Here is a 20,886-nt window from a genome sequence, read left to right as displayed (position 1 = left end):
CGACGTCGACTCTCACAGCCGTATAGGACTGTTTTCGTCCTAGACTCGTCGTAGTCTCACCGCATGGCGACCACCACTCGACTCTTGAATCTGCTGTCCCTCTTGCAGACGAGACGCGACTGGCCGGGCGCTCTACTCGCCGAGCGGCTCGACATCAGCCATCGCACGGTCCGCCGCGATATCGACCGGCTCAGGGAGATGGGTTACCGCATTGCGGCGACCATGGGCCCGGACGGCGGATACCGACTCGACGCCGGCAGCGAGCTGCCACCCCTGCTGTTCGACGACGATCAGGTCATCGCACTGGCAGTTGCGCTGCAGGCGGCGACGCTGACCGGCGTCGGTATCGAAGAGGATGCGGTTCGAGCGTTGACCACTGTGCGGCAAGTGATGCCTTCGCGTCTGCGCCATCGCCTCGACGCGCTCACGTTCACCACGATTTCGGCCGGTTCCGGCGACGCAGACTCCGTGTCCCCAGAGGTGCTCGTAGCGATTTCCGCTGCAGTCCGCGGTCGCGAGGTGTTCCGCTTCGATTACTCGAACGACCACTCAAACAACAGCGAAATAACACCCCCGCGCCGAGTGGAGCCGCATCATCTGGTGACCTCCAAGCGTCGCTGGTATCTCGTCGCGTGGGATCTCGCGCGAGACGACTGGCGAATCTTCCGCGCCGATCGCATCACCCCACGCACCCCGAACGGTCCCCGGTTCACGCCGAAGGAAATCCCCGGCGGCGACGTCAGCGAATACGTGTCCGCGCGCTTCAAAGGATCGGAACATATCAACAATTGGCCGTGCCATGGCAAGGTCGTTCTCCATCGACCAGCCAGTTATGTTCTTCCCTTTGTCGGGGAAGGCATCGTCGAAGATCTTGGCCCCGAGCAGTGCAGTCTCGAAGCCGGATCATGGTCTTGGACGGCGCTGGCAGCCTCCTTCAACCGATTCGACACCGACATCGATGTCGTCGGCCCGGCAGAACTTACCCACGCTTTCGCGCAACTCGCCGCCCGCAACGCCGCGACTGCTGAGAGTTAGTCAGTCGTCTCGAATGAGATCCAGGTCTCCAACGCAACCGTGCGCCCGCGGGTTCGTGATAGCTTTCAAGTCCTCAGAGGACCTGAGGACTTGAAGACCTGAACGAAGGGATGCCCAAGGAGATGAAGAAGGGGCAAGTTGCATTTCTCACCGGCACACACGTCGTGAACGATCTGTACCAGGGGGCTGTGCCTGCGCTGTTGCCGTTCATGATGCTCGAACGCGGATATTCCTATTCCGCGGTCGCCGGAATCACGCTCGCCGCGACCGGACTATCCAGTGTCGTGCAACCTGCATTCGGCATGCTGGTCGATCGAAAGAGCCGAAACTGGCTGGTACCCACAGGTTTTGTGACGGCCGCAGCAGGCATTGTCGTGGCAGCGATGAGCACCACCTACATCGTCACTTGGCTGGCAATTGCCGTGGCCGGCATCGGCATCGCCGCATACCATCCTCCCGCCACAAATTTGGCACGCGCGGCTGGAGGTCATTCACAGAAAGCCATGAGCGTGTTCTCCGTGGGCGGTACGTTGGGCGCCTCGCTGGCGCCACCGTTTGTCACGCTCGTGGTTGGCTCACTCGGTTTGTCCGGCGGCTATCTACTCGCAGTTCCTGCAGTGGTGGCGGCTATTTGGTGGATGGTCGCCCAGTCGCGATCGGCCAACACGGGTGCGGCCGAGTCAGCCCAGTCGTTGAGTGCGCAACTGGCAGCGAACGGTCCCGTGTCAGACGATTGGCGCTCGTTCACACGACTCGTGCTGGTAACGGTCTGTTGGTCAATTCCGTACGTGACCACTCTGTCGTTGGTCTCACCGTTCGTGCTCAACGCACTGAACGGATCGTCCTCGAGCGCTGCAATCGTGTTGTCCTCCTTCACATTGGCAGGAGCGGCCGGAACGCTACTGGGAGGAGTCCTCGCGGACCGTCGTGGTCGACGCGCATCCATCCGACTCGGCTACCTGCTTGCGGTACCTTCACTGGCACTGCTCGCTGCCGCCCCGCACGTCGCAGTTGCCGAATTGGGAATCGTCTGTCTCGGATTTGCTATGTTCCTGCCCTTCGCGCCACAGGTGACATTGGCGCAGGACTACCTACCGAATCGCCCCGGCACAGCAAGTGGGGTGACGCTCGGACTCGCGATGTCCGTGGGGGGCATCGCATCTCCGCTGTTCGGCTACCTGGCAGATCACTTCGGACCGCGCATGGCGATCGGGGCGACAACTGCAGTGCTGTTCGTCGGCGCCGTCATCGCATTCACCTTGCGCGATCGACGACTCGACCCGGAAGACGAGACGGAGCGCGAACTGGACGTCATCGCCCTTCGATAAACCGATAGACGGCCCCGTAGTCTGAAGATTCATCGGAGGACATGAAGTATTACTCGGTGAGCCGCTCCATTGCGGTTCACCGAGTCAGTCAGGAGCAGTCACATGGCAGTGCGCCAGATCAAGCAGCAGTCGCTGGTACAGAAAGCCGCGGACGAACTTGCGCGCCTCATCGGCGACGGCGAGTGGCCGGTCGGGACCAAAATCCCGAACGAACAGGATCTGAGCACACTCCTCGGAGTCGGGCGTTCGACCGGCAGAGAGGCCGTTCGCGCACTGATTGCGTCAGGCCAGCTCTACTCGCATCAAGGGTCCGGCACCTACGTCATGTCCTCGACACCGGTCACAGAACTCGAGCGAGAACTCAAACGCTCGGACCGCCGCGAAGTCTACGAAGTACGCAGACTCCTGGAAGTGGAAGCGGGCCGCCTGGCTGCCATGCGCCGAACTTCGGCCGACGTCGATCTGTTACACGCAGCACTCGAAGCCCGTGAAAATGCCTCGACACCAACAGAATTTGTCGACGCTGACATGGAACTACATCGCGCCGTGGTGAATGCTGCGCACAACAGCGTGTTGTCGATGGTGTTCGATTCATTCATCGAAACGCTCCGCAACTCGGCCCTGGACGTGATCACCGACGTCGCGGCGCGAGACCCCGAATCGATCGACGACGAAGGCGCTGCCCACCGAGATCTAGTAGAAGCCATCGTCGCGGGTGATGCCGACGCTGCCAGCGCGGCAACGCGCAGGAACATGGACGGGCTCGACTGACCCTCTCTATCGTTGTCAGGCATGACGTCCACATCGCTCCCTCCACGGGGTCTCCGGATCGGTCTGTCCGCCATCGCGTGGCTAAACCTGCTCTCTGCGCTCGTAGGAATGGCGGGCCTGACGATCGGCGGCGGGATGGGCCTGCCTCCTGAGTGGATCGAGGGAACCGTCTTCCCTTCATATTTCTGGCCCGGAATCCTCCTCGGCGTTGTCGTCGGAGGCATCCAGGCCGCCGCGCTCTTCGCTCAGCACAACAGGTTCCGTCTGACGTGGGGCCTGCACGCGGCCGCCGGCCTGACCATGATGATCTGGATCTTCGTCGAGATCGCCATCGTTCTCGCCTGGTCGCCGCTGCAGGGCATCTTCTTCACCACCGGACTAGTCCAGACGATCCTCGCCGTTCTCGCACTCGGCGCCTGGCCTCGCCCCTTCCTCCAACGAGTCGAGTAATGACGGAACCTGTTCTCGAACAACAGAATCACGACGACCGGGCCCACCTCACCTTCTCGAAACAGCCCTTGACTCGAAAGCATGTTCGAGTATGATGGAAGGCGGAACGGGGGGTTCTCATGACGATCAACATCACCGAAGATGCCGTCACCGACGTGGTCAACAACTCCGCCGTGGGTGTGCGCGGACGATTGTGGCGGCTTCACCCCAGCGACGTCCGCGAGATCGCCATCACCGCGTCAGCGGAAATCCTTCGCCTGGAAGCCATTCGAGTGGCCGCCNACGCCACCTCACCCGCACCGTTACCGGTGTTCGAGAACGAAAGCGTGTACTTGATGTCCTGACCGGCAACAACATTCGAACCCGACACCGGATCAGAAGACTTCACCACAGCAATCTTCGGAGACAGAACCGGATGCTCCGTCGTCACGGGCGGAGGAGTGATCTCCGGACCCGTCGGCGGCTTCGCAGTACCGGTGACCTTGTTGTTGATCAACGTGCCACCGGCAACACCGGCATTGACCTTCACCTGATAAGTCAAAACAACAGACTTACCCGGCTCCAGAACACCAGTCCACGAGAGCGCCGTCCCCGAGAGCGTCGGAGCAGCGGCAGCAGCACCGTCGACAGTCGCCTTCAGCGAACCGTCCACCAACGTCGCGTTGTCGAGAACCTTCGATAAATCATCAGTCAACACAACAGGATTGAGCGTCGTCTTACCGGTGTTCGTACCGGTCACCGTATACGTGATCGTCTGACCAGCATTGACGCCGGTACCCGACGCAGGATCCGCAGTCTTCGCGACAGTGAAACCGGGAACCGAGTGATTCGTCTCAACCGGCGGCGGAGTGATATCCGGACCGGTCGGCGGCTTCGCAGTACCCGTGACCTTGTTGTTCAAGACCGTACCCGCAGCGACACCGTCGTTGACCTTCACCTCGTAGGTCAGGACAACCGACTTGCCGGCTTCGAGAACGCCAGTCCACGAGAGCGTCGTACCCGACAAAGTCGGAACAGCCACGGAAGCTCCGTCAATGGTCGCCTTCAGCGAACCAGGAACGACAGCAGCATTATTGAGAACCGCACCCAGATCGTCATTGATCTGTACCGGATCAAGCTTCGTCTTGCCGGTGTTGGTGCCGGTGACGGTGTACTTGATCGACTCGCCGGCCTGAACCGTCGAACCGGAAATCGGATCGGCAGTCTTCGCCAGCGTAAAACCTGGAACCGAGTGATTCGTTTCCACCGGAGGAGGAGTGATGTCCGGACCGGTCGGCGGCTTCGCAGTACCGGTGACTTTGTTGTTCAGAACCGTTCCCGCGGCAACGCCGGCATTGACCTTCACCTGGTATGTCAGAACAACAGACTTACCGGCCGGGAGATTCGCGGACCACGACAAAGTGCTGCCCGAAAGAGTCGGAGCAGCAACAGGAGCACCGTCGATGGTCGCCTTCAGCGAGCCCGGAATGACAGCAGCATTGTTGAGAACCGCACTCAGATCATCGGTGATCGTCGCGGGAGTCAGGGCCGTCCTGCCGGTGTTGGCACCGGTGACGGTGTACGTAATGGTGTCGCCGGCCTGAACCGTCGAACCGGAAACCGGATCAGCCGTCTTGGTCAGCGTGAAACCAGGCATGGGATGCGTCGTGCAGAGATTGGTTGCAGGATCACATGTTGTGGGGGGAGTTGTAGTCCCCGGAACCAGATAGTTGTTCAGAACTTTGTTGCCGCCGTCTTTGACAGTGACGGTGTATGTGACTGTCCCCTTGCCGCCGGCCGGCAAGGTGCCGCCGACCTTGATCTTGTCGGCGCCGTTCAATGCGGCGGTGAGTCCGCCGGTTTCAGCACCGACCGCAACTGTTCCGTCATCAATGACGTCGGCGAGGTAGTCCGTGTAGTCGATCGTTGCCGGCGCAGTGCCCGGATTCTCGAAATTCAGAGTGTAGGTGATTGATTGGCCGATATTGACCGTCTCACCGGTAGGTGGTGACGACGACTTCTTCACGAGAACCGGGGTGTTCTTGACCTTGCAATACACGTTGTCACCCGGTGTAAGTGCTGCCTGCGCAACGTCACCGACCCTGAGGGCCTGGGTCACGCCGTTTACCTGGCAATCCCACGATGTCGCATAGTTCGCGGTCTTGGTCGCCGAGGTAGTTGGCTTCTCCCAGAACGTGACAGGGGTGGGCGTGGTATCTGCGAGGAGCGTCCGCCAGCCAGTCGATGCCGTCGTATCAGTCGCACCGGTCGTGGTGCTCTTGATCTCGGTTGCTGCAGCGGCGCCTGCATCAGCGTGGTGTCCGGTGCTCATGCCGATAGTGAAATCGTCACCGGGGGTGACGCGCGTGAGGTCCTTGTCGATCTTGACCTTCGACAGCAGCACACCGAACGCCAGGCCCTGACGCGAGGTCGCCTGAACGGTATTTCCGAAAGTGGCTGCGAAACTTGTCGGAGCAGTCGATGCAACGACCAGCGTTCCGGGCGTGCGCCCCTGGCCATTGACGTTGTTCCACGAATCGCATCGGACGGTATTGGCTGGCATACCCGTCAGCCCACCGTCACAGGCCCGAATTCCGGGGTAGGCAGGATCACTGTCGTCACCGACGGTACGTGCGATCTGCCGTAGAGGCTTGTCCGAATTGAAAGTGAGGAATTCACGGTCGTTCGTAGTATTGATATTCGCGTCTGTCGACTCGGCGTCGGCTGCTACAAGCCCGTAGTTGTTGACGGCGCCATTCGGCCCCGTCATCACGATGTTCTTCAGCGAGACTGTTCCACCGGACTGACCAGCGGTGGCTGAGGTTTGGTAGATCGCCGGCTTGATCGTCGTCGGCACACCCGTGTACGCGGAAGTTCCCAACGCTGCATAGTGCAACGTGGGAAATGCCTTCGTCTCGATCCCCTGGTGATTCTTTCCTGCAACCGAGTCAGTGAGGAAAGCCTTGAAGTTGATCTTGTAACCGTCGGTGAGCTGAATTTCCATCGACTGCCCGGCCGCAGAAGCAGCCGTTGCCGCATCGAGCGTCGACATATCGATCCAGCAGATGTTCTGCGAGAACGGACCGGTGCCGGGGGCGCTGAATGCGCAGCCTTTTGCAGGCTGTTCATCCGGAAGAACAGCGGCGCGAGCCGGCGCCTGAGCCTGAACGGGGCCGCCGAGCGTCGCGGCCGGCTGCGCTGACGCAACCACTGCCGTCGCGCCGGAGATACCGAGAATCATCGCGATGGCGGTCCATACCACCGTCCACGCTCGCACCCAGGGCGGGAGCCCTGCGGTGAATATGGCCGACCTTGTCGGCGGTATGTCGTTAGGCATTTCTTACTCCCCAGGATGTGCCTGATCGATGTTCGATGGACGGAGATGCGAGAGCGCTGGCGCGAACTCCCGGTTGATCGGTTGGTTCGGGTCGATGCGCCTGTTTTCGGCTGATCGACCTCACACCGGACGCTGTTGCCGGTCCTGTCATTCGAGCTCCTCTTCGGAAACACCTGCGTGTTGGAAGAGCCGCCCTGAACAGGACCTTGGCCCTCGAAATCCGCGCAAATCGAGAGCAACCTTCCAGTTATCAGGAACAAGATAACAGATAACCGGGAGCTTGCCCATCGAAAGTCGGACAAAGCAGACCGATCGACGTTTTTGTTCGTAGATCGGACAAGCTTCGAGGAGCAGTGTTGTCCGAGCGGACAATTCAGCCCTCGGAGTGCGGCACCGCGGCGAACGCGATGACATTCAACGTTTCCGCTGACCAGATCGGGTGACGACCAACCTCGAGGAAGATATGGAATCTGGACAAATGACCAATATGGATAAGGCCTGTTGGATGCGCCACAGACCCTCGAACGACGTTCGGAAACCCCGTCCTGCATGGAGTCCGATCACGCGTGCGAGCCCGTCGAAATTGATCGAATTGATCCAGACCACACTCAGCGACGGCTGCCGGTAACGAAGCATCCCGAGGCTCCGATAATTGGATTGCGAGGCACCAACTTCGCCCGAAACCGGGCGGCCGCCTTCGATTCAAACCCAACTTCAAGTCCGTTTTGTAGCTTTTCAGGCAGAGCAGTTCTGCTCATTTTCTGCCATAGCTATTTTCCGATCCTGCTCAGCTAGTCGAAAGTTCAGCGACCGTGGCTACCGCCCGGCAGAATTCTCGTAACTGACGAGCAACAACCGGACTAACCAGCCAAGCGTCACAAGAGTGCCAAAAAGGGCCCTTCCGCGTGCCTCGAGGCAAATGCATCGAGGGCGAAAGGGCCCGAACCGGGCACCACGGAGCCAAGGGCCCCGCCGCAAACTAGCTGCTGCCGAACCCCACACTGTTGGCGTAGCGATCGAAATCGCCCTGGGCTCCGCTGTAGACGTTGATATCTGTGTTTCCGGTGATTCCGGGGATGCGTCCGGTGCTGGTGTACTGCCAGAAAGTCCAGTTGGACCAACCGCCGGGTAGCGGCCCCGGTGCGTTCTGCCCGTTGTAATCGGCGATCCACAGCGGGTAGTGGTTGAACTCGGTGGTGTTGGCCATCTGAGTACGCCAGAAGTTGGGATACGTGTAAATGATGGGCTGCCGCCCGGTGAGTGTCTGGACTGTATTCAAGTAGCGATGCGTCCAGTCGATGACCTGCCCGGCGGGCAGTCCCTTCGCGTCCTCGAGATCTAGAACGGGCGGGAGGTCACCAGGTCCGTTGATACCCAGGACGATCGCCGAATAGAAGGCGGCCTGGGCTTCGGGGGACTGGCGAACGTCTGCGTAGTGGTAGGCCCCGCGCGAGACGCCGGCAGCACGCATGACCAGGCAATCCTGGATGAAGTACGGATTGACGTAGTTGAGCGACTCGGTGGCCTTGACCATCGCGAACTCGTGCCCTGACGCCTTGACCTGGAACCAGTCGATTCCGGTTCCGTCCACGTGTTGCCACGAAGAGACGTCCGGGCCACGGGGAGCGTCGGCAGCGGCGAGGCCAGGTGCCGTGATCGCGATGGCAGCTGCCATCGCGATCGGGGTGAGCTTGCCCAGTGTCCTGACGATCCGTCGCTCGACCATTTCCCGAGACTAAGGTCGACTAGTCCGTTTTGTCCCCTAATTCAAGGAATGTTCACTCAACCGAGCCAATCGAGAACAGCCGCAGCGGTCCACGACTGTTGCATACTGCCCAGCGGCTCACCGGTGAAAGGCTCGTAGTATTCGGCAAAACTGCCATCGCTGGCCTGCCGCAAACCCTCCGAACGCAACACGTGCGATCTCTCGGCCCACCCCCGACGCGCGAACGCCCACGAGAACAACCACGTGATCACCGGCCACACCGGGCCACGCCAATACTCCCGCGGGCGGAAATCGCCGGAAACCGGAGACGTCGACGGTGGGACAGCAAACCGCATGTCCGGGTGACCACAGAATTTGGGCCCCTCGAAAGTGCGCAACAGAGCGCGCTCGGCATCGCGGCTCAGGCCGCCGCACAGCAACGGCGCAAACATCGCGATGGTTTCGGTATGAACCCATCGCCCGGTGCGAAGATCGAAATCCTTTGCTGCACCTGATCGTTCATCGGTGGTAGCAATCACGCCCTGCCGGAATCGATCTGCCCAACCGCGCAGATCACGGACGTCGGAGTTCGGCCGCGAATGCTCCTCACCGATAGTTGCCAAGACGTCGCATGCCATCGAGAAAACCGCACTGACAAACACGTCCTCGACGGCAAAACTCATGGCAGTGGCGAGTTGAGAATCCTCGTACCGCACGGCCTTCATCTCTTCGAGAAGCCAAAGGTAGCGGTCGTATTCGTTATCCGTGGGCCGCTGAGACAGGTCCGTCACCACAGCGAGATCAGCACGCTGATACGCAGGCACTTGTCCCGCAACAACATTCGCGTACGCCAGATCCCAACGCGGAGAGTTGTCCATCCCAGATTCCCACCCGTGATAGAGCGCGATACGGCCGTTGCCGTCGAGATCGCGGGCCTCCGCCAACCACCGGTGCCACCGAACCAGATCACTCCAGCGCCGGTCGAGGAACTCTTCCGCGACCGCACGCGTCGTACGTCCGTGCCGACGCGAATGATCGAGAATCCGCTGCACCGCGATCGCGTGAACGGGGGGTTGGGTGATTCCCGATGTAGCGGTACCCAAAGGAGCATGCGCTGCCAACGCATTGACATCCCACCGCGTCGGGCCGGGGAAGTAGCCGTCGACACCGTTCGCGAACACGATGTGCGGAATCATTCCGTTCTTCCACTGAGCCGAGAGCAAGGTATCGAGCTCTACTACCGCCCGTTCGACGCTGAGCGGCGCCAGACCTACCGCCACGAACGCGGCGTCCCAGCTCCACATGTGGGGATACAGCTTCGGGGCAGCGCTGGTCATCGTGCCCAGGTCGTTTCCGCGCAGCAAGTAGGCAGCTCGGGCGGCGAGCTGAGTTGGGGTAAATCCGCGGTCTGCCATAGATGTCTATTTTGCGACGCGTCGAGCCTTTGCGCTCACCGAGCACGAATCCGGCGCCGCAGCCGCAATAATGAAGGAAGTCCGTCAGGTGATCTCGGAGTGGAGGCCTAGTGCGCGAGAAGATCAAAGCACTGCTGTTCGACGTCCAGGGCACAGCGACCGATTTTCACAGCACACTGTGCCGAGAGGCCCGTCGAATCACCGACGCCGACGTGGACTGGCCAAGATTCGTCAATCTCTGGCGCGCTGAGTACTTCGCGAACACCTCCGAGGCCGACGACTCCACAGGCGAATGGGTGACAGTACATTCGGTGTACCGCGAGGCTCTGCGCAAGCTGTTGGCCCGCGAGAGCATCGAACTTTCCGATGCCGAACAGGAAGAACTCACCACCGCCTGGAAATTCCTGGACCCGTGGCCCGACACTGTCGCCGGCCTGACAACCCTGCGCCAGCAGTACACAATCGCTGCCTTGTCCAACGCCGACGTGAATGCCGCAGTCAGCATCTCCCGGCACGGAAATCTGCCATGGCATGCCGTCTTCACTGCCGAAATGGCCGGCGTCTTCAAACCAGATCCGAAGATCTACCACCTGGCCGCTCGATATCTCGGGTACGACCCGGCCGAGATCATGATGGTTGCCAGTCACAAATATGACATCCGGGCGGCCAAAGCTCTCGGATTCCGCACAGCCTTCATAGCTCGACCACTCGAATTCGGAGCCAGGGGCAATCCCGATGTGTCCTTCTCCGACGAGTTCGACATCAACGCCGAGGACTTTCTCGATCTGGCAGCGCAATTGGTCCACTGATCCCGTGCCTGCGCGTCGTTGCTGGTATTCCTACGTGAAGGAATATCGAAACGGACAGGCGGTTTGGAATTCATGGGCACCAAGGAAGACAGCGCTACCCGCGAACGCAAGGCCCTGCGGTACTCGCTCGTGGTCGCAACGGCGTTGGCTGTGCTCGCCGCATTCTGGGGCTGGATCTCGCAGTCCCAGGTGATCCTGCTCGACGGTGTGTACGCCCTCATCGGAATGGTGTTGACGGCGATCTCACTGCGGGTCTCGCGGATAGCCGACTCGGGCCCCACCGCACGCTTCCCGTTCGGAAAGGAGGCATTGATCCCGGTCGTCATCGCTGTCCAGGGCATGGCACTACTGGCGACGCTCGCCTACGCCGCAGTCGAGGCAGTTCGTGTCATCCTCGCGGGCGGAGCCGACGTCACCGCGGGGTCTCTGGTGGCATACGGCGCTGTCAGCGCAGTGGTGTCGATCATCATCTGGCGCTACGTCGGACAAGTCGACCGCACATCTGATCTGCTCGTCGCCGAAGCCAGGCAATGGGGAGCGTCGGCTGCCTTCAGCGCGCTGGTCGCAGTCGGTGCTGTCGTCGCAATGATCCTGGGCCGCAACGATTTCTCCGACGCCGACCGATATGTCGACTCCGTCTTGGTCCTCCTCGGCTGCGCGATGCTGGTCCCGCAACCGTACGCACTTCTGCGAACCGCACTGATCGAACTCCTCGAAGGTGCTCCCGGCGAAAACGTTCAGGCCCGCGTGCACGATGCCATCGCCGTCGTCCGCGACGAATTCGGTTTGGACGAACCGACTCTCACCATGAGCAAGGTGGGTCGCAAGCTGTATGTCGAAGCGACGTTCATGGTCGCGCCACACAGCTGGGACATCGACGGTGAAGACGCAGTACGACGCTCGTTCGCCACCAGCCTCGCCGATCTCCCCTACGAACCGTGGCTGAACATCGAACTGACTACAGATCCGGCGCTGATGCTCTAGCGACGGAATCTGCTCTCGAACAACAGAATCACGACGGCCGGGCCCACCTCACCTTCTCGAAAAAGCCCTTGACTCGAAAGTATGTTCGAGTATGATGGGAGGTGGAACGGGGGGTTCTCATGACGATCAACATCACCGACGATGCCGTCACCGACGTGGTCAACAACTCCGCTGTGGGTGTGCGCGGACGATTGTGGCGGCTTCACCCCAGCGACGTCCGCGAGATCGCCATCACCGCGTCAGCGGAAATCCTTCGCCTGGAAGCCATTCGAGTGGCCGCCGTCGACACCCTGACGTTGAACCCGGACGAACAAGTACTCTGCTACCGCGGCACCGGACAATGGCTCGCGAACCACACCATGCTGCAGATCTCCACCGGCAGAAGAATCGCAGCCCTGGGCAAAGCGCTACGGTCGTTTCCCGAGATCGAAGACCAATTCGATGCCGGTGACCTCACTTTCGAGCACGCAGCACTGATCGTGGCGTTCTGCGAATCCCCACCCAAGGCAATGCCCGACGCCGCACTACCGTACTGCCGCGACACACTCCTCGCCGCAGCATCCGGAACCGAAGCAACCACCGTCAAACTGCGCTACGCCATCAGCGTCCTCGAGCACATGTTCGAATCCGACGACCCACCACCAAGCGAAGACACCGACCGCAACGAACTGCGCATCTCCCCCACCCTCAACGGAAGAGTCGCCGTCCGAGGCGATTTCGACGGAGTGACCGGCGAAATGCTTCTCTCCGCCCTCTCCAACCTCTCCATGCCCACCCCCGCCGAAGACGGCACACCCGACAAACGACCCGCCGCCACACGCAACGCAGACGCCATGGCAGAACTCATCCGGCGCTACCTCGACAACGCTGCCACCGGCATCGACGGCGGCCAACGCCCACACCTGAACGTGCACATCAACGCCAAAGACCTGGCCTACCACCGTGAATGCGCCACAACGAGTGATGGCTCAACACCTGTCCCCTCCGAGGACGACGATCCCGGCATGCTCGATCTCGACTTCCAAGATCTCGACAAACAAGATCTCGATGTCGGCCACATGCCCTGGATGGGACCACTGAGCGTCGGCCGCACCCGCATGATCGCCTGCGACTGCATGCTCTCCAGCGTCCTCCTCGACGAAAACGGTGCCCCACTCGACGTCACCCCACTCAAAAGGCTTGTCACCGCAGCACAACGAACCGCCCTGATCGCCCGCGACAAAGGATGCGCCTTCCCCGGCTGCGACTGCGTCCCCGCCTGGACCGACGCCCACCACATCAAACACTGGGCCAAAGGAGGACCAACCGTCATGGACAACCTGGTCCTACTCTGCCGAACCCACCACACCCTGATGCACCGAAAACCCGGATTCACCGGCAAATGGGAAATCCGAATGGGCACCGATCACCTGCCCTGGTTCATCCCACCACCGGGCATCGACCCCGACCGGAAACCCCGCCGCTCCACCACACGACTCTGAACCCGGAGGTCACCGAGCACACGCCTCGGTGACCCATTCCGGCGTGCTTCGATAGCCGGAAAGGGCGGCACGGTGTCCCCTATTGCTAGCGTTGAGCGTGTGTTTGCACAGGGAACCAACGCGCTGACGGTAGACGGCCGACCGACGCTCGCGCATATCGATTTTGCCCTTATGGATTCCTATCGATTTCCCGACCGGCAGGGCTTCCCCGATTCATATCGCGCATTCATCAGGCACGCAGGTTGGGCGCGGACCTTCGGACTCTGGCTCATCTATCCGCCCGTCCTTCCCGGATTTGCCGACGGCTGGCAAGGGCGCGCCCGCAACCTCACCGCCCATCTTCATTCGGTCTACAGAGAAGGACAGGATGACGAGTTCGATTGGATGATCGAACCCGACGGCGATTGGTCACTCCCCGACTCGCTGCAGGTTTTCGGATGGAGCGAAAACGGTGACGCCCTCCTGTGGGACACAGCATCACGCGACACCGACGGAGAGTTTCCGGTTTGGGAATCACGCTCGTTCAACTCTCTCCACCGCCTCGGCGGGAGCATCCACGAAGCACTACCGTCCATTCGCACCCGGGCTATGGGCCTGTTCGGACCTCGCACCTCCGACATCGAGCCACTCCAGCCCACCCAACTCTGACGCGCGACCCAAATTATCGATAGGCCGCGGACACAGCCACGAATACGAAACCTACGACGACGACCAGGGACAGATAGCCGAGAACGAGTCCGGCCACTGCCAATCCGCGCCCACTTTCGCCGGAACGGCGAATCTGGTTCAACGACACATGCCCCACTGGAATAGCAAGAACTCCACCGAAGATTCCAAGTACAAGTGCGACGATGGCCAAGGCATTCGTGCCGCCGACCACCCCAGGGAGCGGCGCCGCCACCTGCCTGACAGGCCCGAACGTCGAACGAAGGCTCCTCCCTAACAGCAGCGCCGCGGCCATATACAGCAACAGCCCCGCCACAGATCCGGCTATCCAGGCTCCACGAAACGCCGGCCCGTCGACGTCGAGGATCCTCCCCGCCGCCCTCACACCGGATCCTGCTGCACCGACCGCGATACTCAAATTCACTGCGCCAGGAATAACGGCAAGCATGGCAATGGCACCGACACCAAGCGACAATGCCGGGCCACCGCGTCGCCGCCACGCCAACGAACTCATCAGCGCTGCAAACAAAGTCACAGCGGTGCCCAGAAGCCCAGTCACAAATCCGACAACGACTCCCGTCTCGAAGTCCCCACCTAGATGACGAGCAACCCACTGTGCCCAGGCCCGCGCGAATGGCGGCCCGAGCGTCAGCGAGACAACGACCGTTGCAACCGCAGCGCACGCCACGACACTGATGACCCGCAGAATCCACCCCAGATAACCGGAATGCGAATTATTCTGCGCAACAGTAGTTTCCGAGTCGATCACCAGGATTCCTTCGTTCAGAGTGTGAGAACAGAACGGCTCTAGCTCACTCCACACAGAACCGTGGCCGGACCGGCTCACTCATCTGATCAAGTTCTGGCGCCTGTGTCTGTAGTTCGTTCGCACGACCAAACCGGCGATAGCAACGATTACATATTTGTGTTAGCGTTGTTTCCATGGGTTCGAGAGCAAAGATTCTGGCCGCGGCAACCGAGCTGCTCAACACCTCCCCCAACGGCGACATATCCACCCGCGCCGTGTGCGAGATGGCCGGCGTCGGCGCCCCCGCGCTCTACCGTCAGTTCGGCGACAAGGACGGTCTGCTCGCAGCCGTCGTCGAGGCGGGCTTCTTCGAATACCTCGAAGGCAAACGGGCTGCGACACCTTCCGATGACCCCGTTGCCGATCTACGGGCCGGCTGGGATGCGCACACCGCCTTCGCGCTCGCGCATCCGGCTCACTACCGCTTGATGCACTCACCTTCCGCCCAGAGCGCCGACACCGCCCTGCAGGCCCAGGCGCTACTTCGATCCGTTCTCGAACGATGCGCTGCGGCAGGTGTTCTGACCGTATCGGTCGACGTGGCTACGCAGATGGTGATGTCCGCCAATGCGGGCGTCGCTCTGATGCTCGTCGTCAGGCCGGAACAGTACCCCGATCCGACGCTGTCACAGCGAGTTCGCGACGGAATCTTCGCGTCCATCATCGACGAATCCGGCGCCCACCCGGAAACCACACTCAACAGAGTTGCATCTACTCTCGACGCCCAACTGGCCGCCGCAGATTCAACTTCTCTCTCCGCCAACGAAGTCGGCCTACTACGAGAGTGGCTTCGCAAGCTGTCCGATGCAACCGAAACCAGTTCAGGAGTTACATCATGACTGACACCACCACCCGCGTCGCCATCGTCACTGGCGCTTCCGGCGGCATCGGGCGAGCGACTGCCGAGAAGCTCGCCGCCGACGGAATGGCTGTCGCCGTGCACTATTCAGGAAACATTCAACGCGCCCAGGAAACAGCTGACGCCATCGTCGCTGCGGGCGGTCGCGCCATAGCGGTGCATGCGGACGTCGCCGACGAAGGTGAAGTCGCGGCCCTGTTCGATACGGTCGAGGAGGAGTTCGGGGGCATCGACGTCGTCGTCCATGCGGCCGGAATCATGATTCTCTCCACCGTCGCAGAACTGAACTTCGACGATTTCGATCGGATGCATCGGACCAACGTCCGAGGGACCTTCGTGGTCGACCAGCAGGCAGCCAGACGTGTCCGGCGCGGTGGTGCGATCATCAATTTCTCCACCTCCGTGAAGAAGCTGGCATTTCCGACTTATGCCGCGTACGCCGCCACCAAAGGTGCTGTCGACGCGATCACTCTGGTTCTCGCGAAAGAGCTACGGGGACGCGATATCACGGTCAACGCCGTAGCCCCAGGCCCCACGGCCACCGATCTGTTCCTTGACGGGAAAGACGAAGCTACAGTGGAGAACCTGTCCAAGCTGGCTCCCCTGGAACGCCTCGGCACACCGATGGACATCGCGGAGGCTGTCGCATTTCTCGCCGGCCCAGCTCGTTGGGTCAATGGCCAGGTCATCTACGTCAACGGCGGCGTGATTTAGCGAAACCATCGCCTAAGGACCACACCTTGGCAATTCCGACAAAACAGTCAAACCAGTCGACTTTGGTTGTAATGTGCAAACAATGGATAACCAGGATCGAGGGTCCGCCCGGACGTCACGACGACAGTTCATCAGCGTTGCAGGGCTGGCGGCAACCGCGGTCATAACCCTCGCGACCTCCTCGACCGCCGGCGCCGCCGGCCCCACGGCACCCAATCCAGGTTCGCGGGTCGGCGATCCTGCTGAAGCCCAAGCGGTGCAACGCGTCGCAGAGGCACTGCTGAACAGCGGAGTCCCCGGCCTTGCCTTCGCCATCGTCAAACCGGATGAGAAGAACCGCAAGGCGAGTGTCGCCACTACGTACCACTACGGCCAGGCCGACGTCGAAAACGGCGTGAGAGTCACTCCACGAACGCAATTCGAGATCGCCTCGGAGACCAAGACCTTCACCGCTGCACTACTGGCGAAACTGATCGCTCGGGGAGAAGTCGGATTGGACGACCTGGCGAGCAAGTATTCGGATGGCAACCCGCTGCCGAAAGGCATCGGCGGCGAGGAGATCACGCTTCGCCAACTGGTCACCCACCGTTCCGGCCTGAGCGACGACCCGCCCAATCTTTCGGCGGGGTGTGCCGATCCCACACGATCGTGCACGGACGAGAAGGCGAAGTACACCAGAAATATGCTCTGGAAAGGACTCCAAGACGCCGGCGCCTTGGAGTTCGCCCCCGGTAGCCACTGGCTGTACTCGGACTTCGGGTTCGGACTGCTCGGCACATTCATGGCCGACAAAATCATTCCGGGACAAGAGAAGCCACCATTCGCGGCGGCAGTCGCCCGCGAAATCACCGACCCGCTCGGGATGATGGGTACCGTGATCGAGACCAAAGCAACCGACCTTGCCGTTCCGTACCACCTCGACGGCACACGAGCGCCTCTGTGGAACAACACGGGTGCGATCGCAGGAGGGGGTGGGCTGGTCAGCACCGCCGAGGACATGTCGATTTGGGCTGCAACAACTCTCGGCTACGGAAACAACCCGCTCAAACCAGTCCTGACCTCGATGCTCGAGCAGATCGACACGCAAGCTCCGGAGAATCCTGCATTCGGAATGGGAATGGCGTGGCAGCTCCAACCCCCGACGCCGAACTTCCCACAACGGTTCGCCAAGAAAAACGGAGACAGCTCGGGATCCAACTGCATCACCCTGCTGGTTCCCGACAGCGGCTGGTCGATCACGATTCTGGCGAACGGTGGAAATGCGGCGATGATCGACCCTGCAGCCGTGAACCTGATGCATGATCTGGTTCCGAGACGACCCATATTCGGTAGCTCGACGGGAAGTTCGTCGGGCAGCGACGTCGGCTTCCAGACCGGGTCATTCGGATAGGCCCACTTGCCTACAGGCGCTACATCTTCGTCGAGCGCGCCATCACGAAGCAGTAGAGCCCGTAGGTGATGATGCCCAATCCGGCAAGGATCAGCAGCGCCACTCCGTACGGCTGCGCGCCCAGCGTCTTGAACGCTCCGTCGAGTCCGGAGGACTTGCCGGGTTCGGAACTGTTGACCGCAAGAAGAACCAGAATGCCGACTGCAGCGATGGCCAAGCCCTTGGCGACGTACCCGACGGTTCCGAGTCGGCGCACGAAGTTGCTGGGTGTGCCTTTCAGATCATCGAGGAAGTTCTGGCTCGCGCCCTTGTACACGTGGTACACACCAACGGCAATGATCGCGATCCCGCCGATCACCAATGCGATAGTTCCAAGCGTGTTCTCCATCAAACGCGCCGTGATCCCCGCACTCTGACCGCTGCTGGACTTCCCGCTACCGCGGGCGAATCCGAATGCAGTGAACGCAAAACCGAAATAGACGAGCGAAATGCCCAGAGCCTTTGCGCGGTTGAAGAACTCTTTCTTCTTGTCGTCAGAGGACGGCGACGACGAGCTTCCCAACGCAGCTTCGGCCAATCTCCACAACGCCATGGCAAGGAAGGCCACGACGCCGACCCACAGAGCGAAGACACCCCCTGGCTTTCCTGCCAACTCGGCCATCGCACCCGATTGGTCCGCAGACCCGGATCCACCGAGAGCAAGGCGGATCGCGATATATCCGATCAGCAGATGAACCACACCGCTGACGACGAATCCGGCACGGGCAAAGCGCTCGAAGACATTGTTCTGTGCGACGTCAGCCGCCGTGGACGCGACGCTCTTCTGGTCGTGCGGTGACGATTCTTTATTCATCATGATCGTCGAACCATATACGGGCAGACGCTTCCCTCGAACGCCTGCATCAAGTGTTTCGAGATCAAGGGTTTCGAGGGTTCTGATCCGGCGTCGACCGCGGTTCTTCGGGGTTGGGAACCTTGGGGTCGATCGTGTCTGCATGATCTCGTTGCTGGTTCAGTTCCTCGCGAGAACTCGTCGCCTCTTTCCGATGCTGCGCTGCATGATGTTGCAGCGCAGACGCTTCCGCCGCTTTGGCGTCGGCCTCTGCCTGCACCATGCGCGCTTTGGCTGCTGTCTCTTCTGCCCGCGCCTCGCGCTCGCCTACTTGCAGTGACTTGTCTGCGACGTCTTCGCGGATCTGTTCTGCCTCGATGTGACGACGCTCGTCACGCCTGTTTCGCGCCACCCACAGGAGTGCGGCCACGATCGCTATCACCACGACCACGGCAACAATTATCCAGATAATGCTGCTGGTACTCATACTGCGAGAGGTACCCACCTGCGACTTTCTCACACGCAGGCAAACAAATACGCTGAAATTACAGGTCGGTCGGATGTGTGTTGGCTCCGCATAGAACCACGCACAGTTCACCGTCGGACGGCGGCGACACCGTTCCGTTCAGAACCGGAGCCAATGCTGCCGCGGTTCCCAACTCCACCAGAATCCGGAACTCCCGCCACAGGAATGCCCGCGCTTGCCGGATCGAATCATCTTCGACCACAACACTGTCTACCGAACTCTCATGCAGTGTCTCCCAGGCGATGGCACCAATTCGTGTAGCCCCCAACGAGTCTCCGGCGATACTGTTCACTTCGATATCCACCGGACGCCCCGCATCGAGCGAGGTGCGCAAGGTGGCAGCCCCGGTCGGCTCGACGGCTACCACGTGATCTTCGGGACGAGCCGCCGCGACGATTCCAGAGACCAATCCGCCGCCGCCGACTGCAACGCAATACGTGATCGGTCCGGATGCGTCGTCTTCGAGCTCGAGAGCGATGGTGCCGGCCCCACTGACGATGTCGGGCAGGTCGTAGGCATGCAGTTCGAGCGCACCGCTGGTGCGTGCGATGTCCGCCGCAGCGGCAGCAGCGAGTGCATACCGGTCGCCTACCTTGTGAACGGTTGCACCCAACTCTCCGAGAGCCTTCACCTTGGCATCAGGCGCTGTCTCCGGCACCACCACTGTGCAGGTGAGTCCTCGTCGCCGCGCTGCCCACGCGGCCCCGATTGCAGCGTTGCCGCCAGACGCGATCACCACGCCGGCATCGGGCATGGCGCCGTCGGCGACCGCTCGTTCCACTGCATTGAGACTGCCGCGCACTTTGAAGGAACCGCCGTGCTGGAGGTACTCGAGCTTGAACAGAACCGGTACCTCACCCTGTGGCGTCGGTAGCGCACTGCGAAAGATCGGAGTACGCCGCGCCAAACCTGCGATACGAGTCCGCGCAGCTTCGACGTCCGAGCGCTCGATTGCCACTGGGCCTGCATTGTTGTCGGCGGTGAGAGTCATGTACCAACCCTACGGTTCGCAACGTCGACCCGAAGCAGTCGGCCCATCGTCATCATGATGTCTGTTTTTCACCAAGGAATGCCCGCATCTGACCGAGACAATGCACCTCGGGGTGAATAAATTTACTACTACAAGCACAACGACGACATCGAGGAAAGGCACACGCCATGTCGAAGATCGCAGTATTCGGTGGAAACGGTTTTGCAGGAAGCGCAATCGCGAAGGAAGCCACTTCACGCGGCCACGAGGTGACCGTCGTCGCCCGCAGTGTGCAGTCCGGAACCGAGGCGAATGTCGTGCAGGGTTCCGTTCACGACAACACGATCGTGGAGCAGGTCACGGCGGACAACGACGTCGTTGTCGTTGCCATCCCCGCCCGCGAGATCGACGGCAAGCGCCTGCTCGACGCCGTCACTCCCCTCGCAGATGCCGCCGCACGCAACGGTGCTCGCATTGCCGTAGTCGGTGGCGCCGGCAGCCTGTTGGTCTCCGAGGGTGGGCCACGCGTCGTCGACACCCCCGACTTCCCGGACGCATACAAGGGTGAGGCACTCGCTCACGCCGACGTCCTCGATGCGCTCCGCGCGACCGACAGCAATGTCGACTGGTTCTACGTGAGCCCGGCCGCAGCGTTCGGTGCCCATGCCGGCGTCGCCCCGAAGGGATCGTTCCAGTTGGGTGGCGACATTCTCCTGACGGACGCCGAGGGCAACTCCGCCATCGCGGGCGAAGACTACGCCCATGCTTTTGTCGACGAGATCGAAACTCCGGCCCACCGTCGCCAGCGTTTCACCGTCGCACACTGA

19 protein-coding genes and 1 pseudogene are annotated in these 20,886 nt (G+C 61.1%); 13 read left to right on the top strand and 7 right to left on the bottom strand.

The window, feature by feature from the left end:
• The first annotated feature begins 63 nt into the window (after nucleotides 1-63).
• The 5 genes and pseudogenes from ATN37_RS24460 to ATN37_RS32790 all read left to right on the top strand — a co-directional run.
• A complete protein-coding gene (locus ATN37_RS24460) occupies nucleotides 64-1,035 on the top strand; it encodes a YafY family protein (RefSeq protein ID WP_007729795.1) in 972 nt (323 codons plus the stop codon).
• A 122-nt stretch (nucleotides 1,036-1,157) separates the two neighbouring features.
• Complete coding sequence (locus ATN37_RS24455; protein ID WP_042447245.1) at nucleotides 1,158-2,363, top strand: MFS transporter; 1,206 nt, start codon at nucleotides 1,158-1,160, stop codon at nucleotides 2,361-2,363.
• Nucleotides 2,364-2,465: 102 nt separating this feature from the next.
• Nucleotides 2,466-3,134, top strand: coding sequence for a FadR/GntR family transcriptional regulator (locus ATN37_RS24450; RefSeq protein ID WP_007729798.1), 669 nt, complete (start codon nucleotides 2,466-2,468; stop codon nucleotides 3,132-3,134).
• A 21-nt stretch (nucleotides 3,135-3,155) separates the two neighbouring features.
• Nucleotides 3,156-3,584 (top strand): hypothetical protein, encoded by a 429-nt coding sequence (locus ATN37_RS24445; RefSeq protein WP_225320164.1) that lies wholly within the window; start codon nucleotides 3,156-3,158, stop codon nucleotides 3,582-3,584.
• A gap of 119 nt (nucleotides 3,585-3,703) precedes the next feature.
• Nucleotides 3,704-3,862, top strand: a pseudogene (locus tag ATN37_RS32790) (HNH endonuclease); the annotation flags it as partial.
• Here ATN37_RS32790 and ATN37_RS32785 read toward each other — a convergent pair.
• The 3 genes from ATN37_RS32785 to ATN37_RS24430 all read right to left on the bottom strand — a co-directional run bounded on the left by ATN37_RS32785 (nucleotide 3,787) and on the right by ATN37_RS24430 (nucleotide 10,020).
• A complete protein-coding gene (locus tag ATN37_RS32785) occupies nucleotides 3,787-5,220 on the bottom strand; it encodes an isopeptide-forming domain-containing fimbrial protein (protein ID WP_256933518.1) in 1,434 nt (477 codons plus the stop codon). The pseudogene ATN37_RS32790 and the gene ATN37_RS32785 sit on opposite strands and share 76 nt — an antisense overlap.
• A 2,659-nt stretch (nucleotides 5,221-7,879) precedes the next feature.
• Complete coding sequence (locus ATN37_RS24435) at nucleotides 7,880-8,575, bottom strand: glycoside hydrolase family 25 protein (RefSeq protein WP_371714689.1); 696 nt, start codon at nucleotides 8,573-8,575, stop codon at nucleotides 7,880-7,882.
• A gap of 107 nt (nucleotides 8,576-8,682) precedes the next feature.
• Complete coding sequence (locus ATN37_RS24430) at nucleotides 8,683-10,020, bottom strand: amylo-alpha-1,6-glucosidase (RefSeq protein WP_042449890.1); 1,338 nt, start codon at nucleotides 10,018-10,020, stop codon at nucleotides 8,683-8,685.
• A gap of 110 nt (nucleotides 10,021-10,130) precedes the next feature.
• On the opposite strand from ATN37_RS24430, the gene ATN37_RS24425 reads away from it, so the two are divergent.
• The 4 genes from ATN37_RS24425 (at nucleotide 10,131) to ATN37_RS24410 (ending at nucleotide 13,942) form a co-directional block, all read left to right on the top strand.
• Nucleotides 10,131-10,829 carry a haloacid dehalogenase type II gene (locus ATN37_RS24425; protein WP_007735269.1) on the top strand — a complete coding sequence of 233 codons (699 nt, stop codon included), beginning with the start codon at nucleotides 10,131-10,133 and terminating at the stop codon, nucleotides 10,827-10,829.
• A gap of 72 nt (nucleotides 10,830-10,901) precedes the next feature.
• Complete coding sequence (locus ATN37_RS24420; RefSeq protein ID WP_116057607.1) at nucleotides 10,902-11,813, top strand: cation transporter; 912 nt, start codon at nucleotides 10,902-10,904, stop codon at nucleotides 11,811-11,813.
• A 119-nt stretch (nucleotides 11,814-11,932) separates the two neighbouring features.
• A complete protein-coding gene (locus tag ATN37_RS24415; protein WP_218695716.1) occupies nucleotides 11,933-13,294 on the top strand; it encodes an HNH endonuclease signature motif containing protein in 1,362 nt (453 codons plus the stop codon).
• A 99-nt stretch (nucleotides 13,295-13,393) separates the two neighbouring features.
• Complete coding sequence (locus ATN37_RS24410) at nucleotides 13,394-13,942, top strand: SMI1/KNR4 family protein (protein ID WP_228401412.1); 549 nt, start codon at nucleotides 13,394-13,396, stop codon at nucleotides 13,940-13,942.
• 13 nt (nucleotides 13,943-13,955) lie between these two features.
• Here ATN37_RS24410 and ATN37_RS24405 read toward each other — a convergent pair whose 3' ends face one another.
• Nucleotides 13,956-14,729, bottom strand: a complete 774-nt coding sequence (locus ATN37_RS24405; RefSeq protein WP_218695715.1) for a DUF4190 domain-containing protein — start codon at nucleotides 14,727-14,729, stop codon at nucleotides 13,956-13,958.
• Nucleotides 14,730-14,902: 173 nt separating this feature from the next.
• Here ATN37_RS24405 and ATN37_RS24400 point away from each other — a divergent pair, with 173 nt between their 5' ends.
• The 3 genes from ATN37_RS24400 (at nucleotide 14,903) to ATN37_RS24390 (ending at nucleotide 17,731) form a co-directional block, all read left to right on the top strand.
• Nucleotides 14,903-15,607 (top strand): TetR/AcrR family transcriptional regulator, encoded by a 705-nt coding sequence (locus ATN37_RS24400; RefSeq protein ID WP_218695714.1) that lies wholly within the window; start codon nucleotides 14,903-14,905, stop codon nucleotides 15,605-15,607.
• The gene (locus ATN37_RS24395) at nucleotides 15,604-16,341 is read left to right on the top strand and encodes an SDR family oxidoreductase (protein WP_042446245.1); all 738 of its coding nucleotides are present in this window, start codon (nucleotides 15,604-15,606) and stop codon (nucleotides 16,339-16,341) included. Before ATN37_RS24400 ends, ATN37_RS24395 begins: the two co-directional genes overlap by 4 nt.
• Nucleotides 16,342-16,423: 82 nt before the next feature.
• Nucleotides 16,424-17,731 carry a serine hydrolase gene (locus ATN37_RS24390; protein WP_218695713.1) on the top strand — a complete coding sequence of 436 codons (1,308 nt, stop codon included), beginning with the start codon at nucleotides 16,424-16,426 and terminating at the stop codon, nucleotides 17,729-17,731.
• A 19-nt stretch (nucleotides 17,732-17,750) separates the two neighbouring features.
• Here ATN37_RS24390 and ATN37_RS24385 read toward each other — a convergent pair whose 3' ends face one another.
• From ATN37_RS24385 to ATN37_RS24375, 3 genes are all read right to left on the bottom strand, one after another.
• On the bottom strand, nucleotides 17,751-18,587 hold the full coding sequence (locus ATN37_RS24385; RefSeq protein WP_003943056.1) for a DUF1206 domain-containing protein: 837 nt from the start codon (nucleotides 18,585-18,587) through the stop codon (nucleotides 17,751-17,753).
• Nucleotides 18,588-18,648: 61 nt separating this feature from the next.
• Nucleotides 18,649-19,050: a hypothetical protein gene (locus ATN37_RS24380; RefSeq protein ID WP_020971062.1), complete on the bottom strand. Its 402-nt coding sequence runs from the start codon at nucleotides 19,048-19,050 to the stop codon at nucleotides 18,649-18,651.
• Between the two features lie 58 nt (nucleotides 19,051-19,108).
• Nucleotides 19,109-20,080 (bottom strand): serine/threonine dehydratase, encoded by a 972-nt coding sequence (locus tag ATN37_RS24375; RefSeq protein ID WP_218695712.1) that lies wholly within the window; start codon nucleotides 20,078-20,080, stop codon nucleotides 19,109-19,111.
• Nucleotides 20,081-20,247: 167 nt separating this feature from the next.
• On the opposite strand from ATN37_RS24375, the gene ATN37_RS24370 reads away from it, so the two are divergent.
• A complete protein-coding gene (locus tag ATN37_RS24370; protein WP_054782165.1) occupies nucleotides 20,248-20,886 on the top strand; it encodes an NAD(P)-dependent oxidoreductase in 639 nt (212 codons plus the stop codon).

Source organism: Rhodococcus sp. MH15, assembly GCF_019266045.1.
Taxonomy (GTDB): Bacteria; Actinomycetota; Actinomycetes; order Mycobacteriales; family Mycobacteriaceae; genus Rhodococcus_F; species Rhodococcus_F qingshengii.
This window is presented reverse-complemented; position numbering and strand designations above follow the sequence as displayed.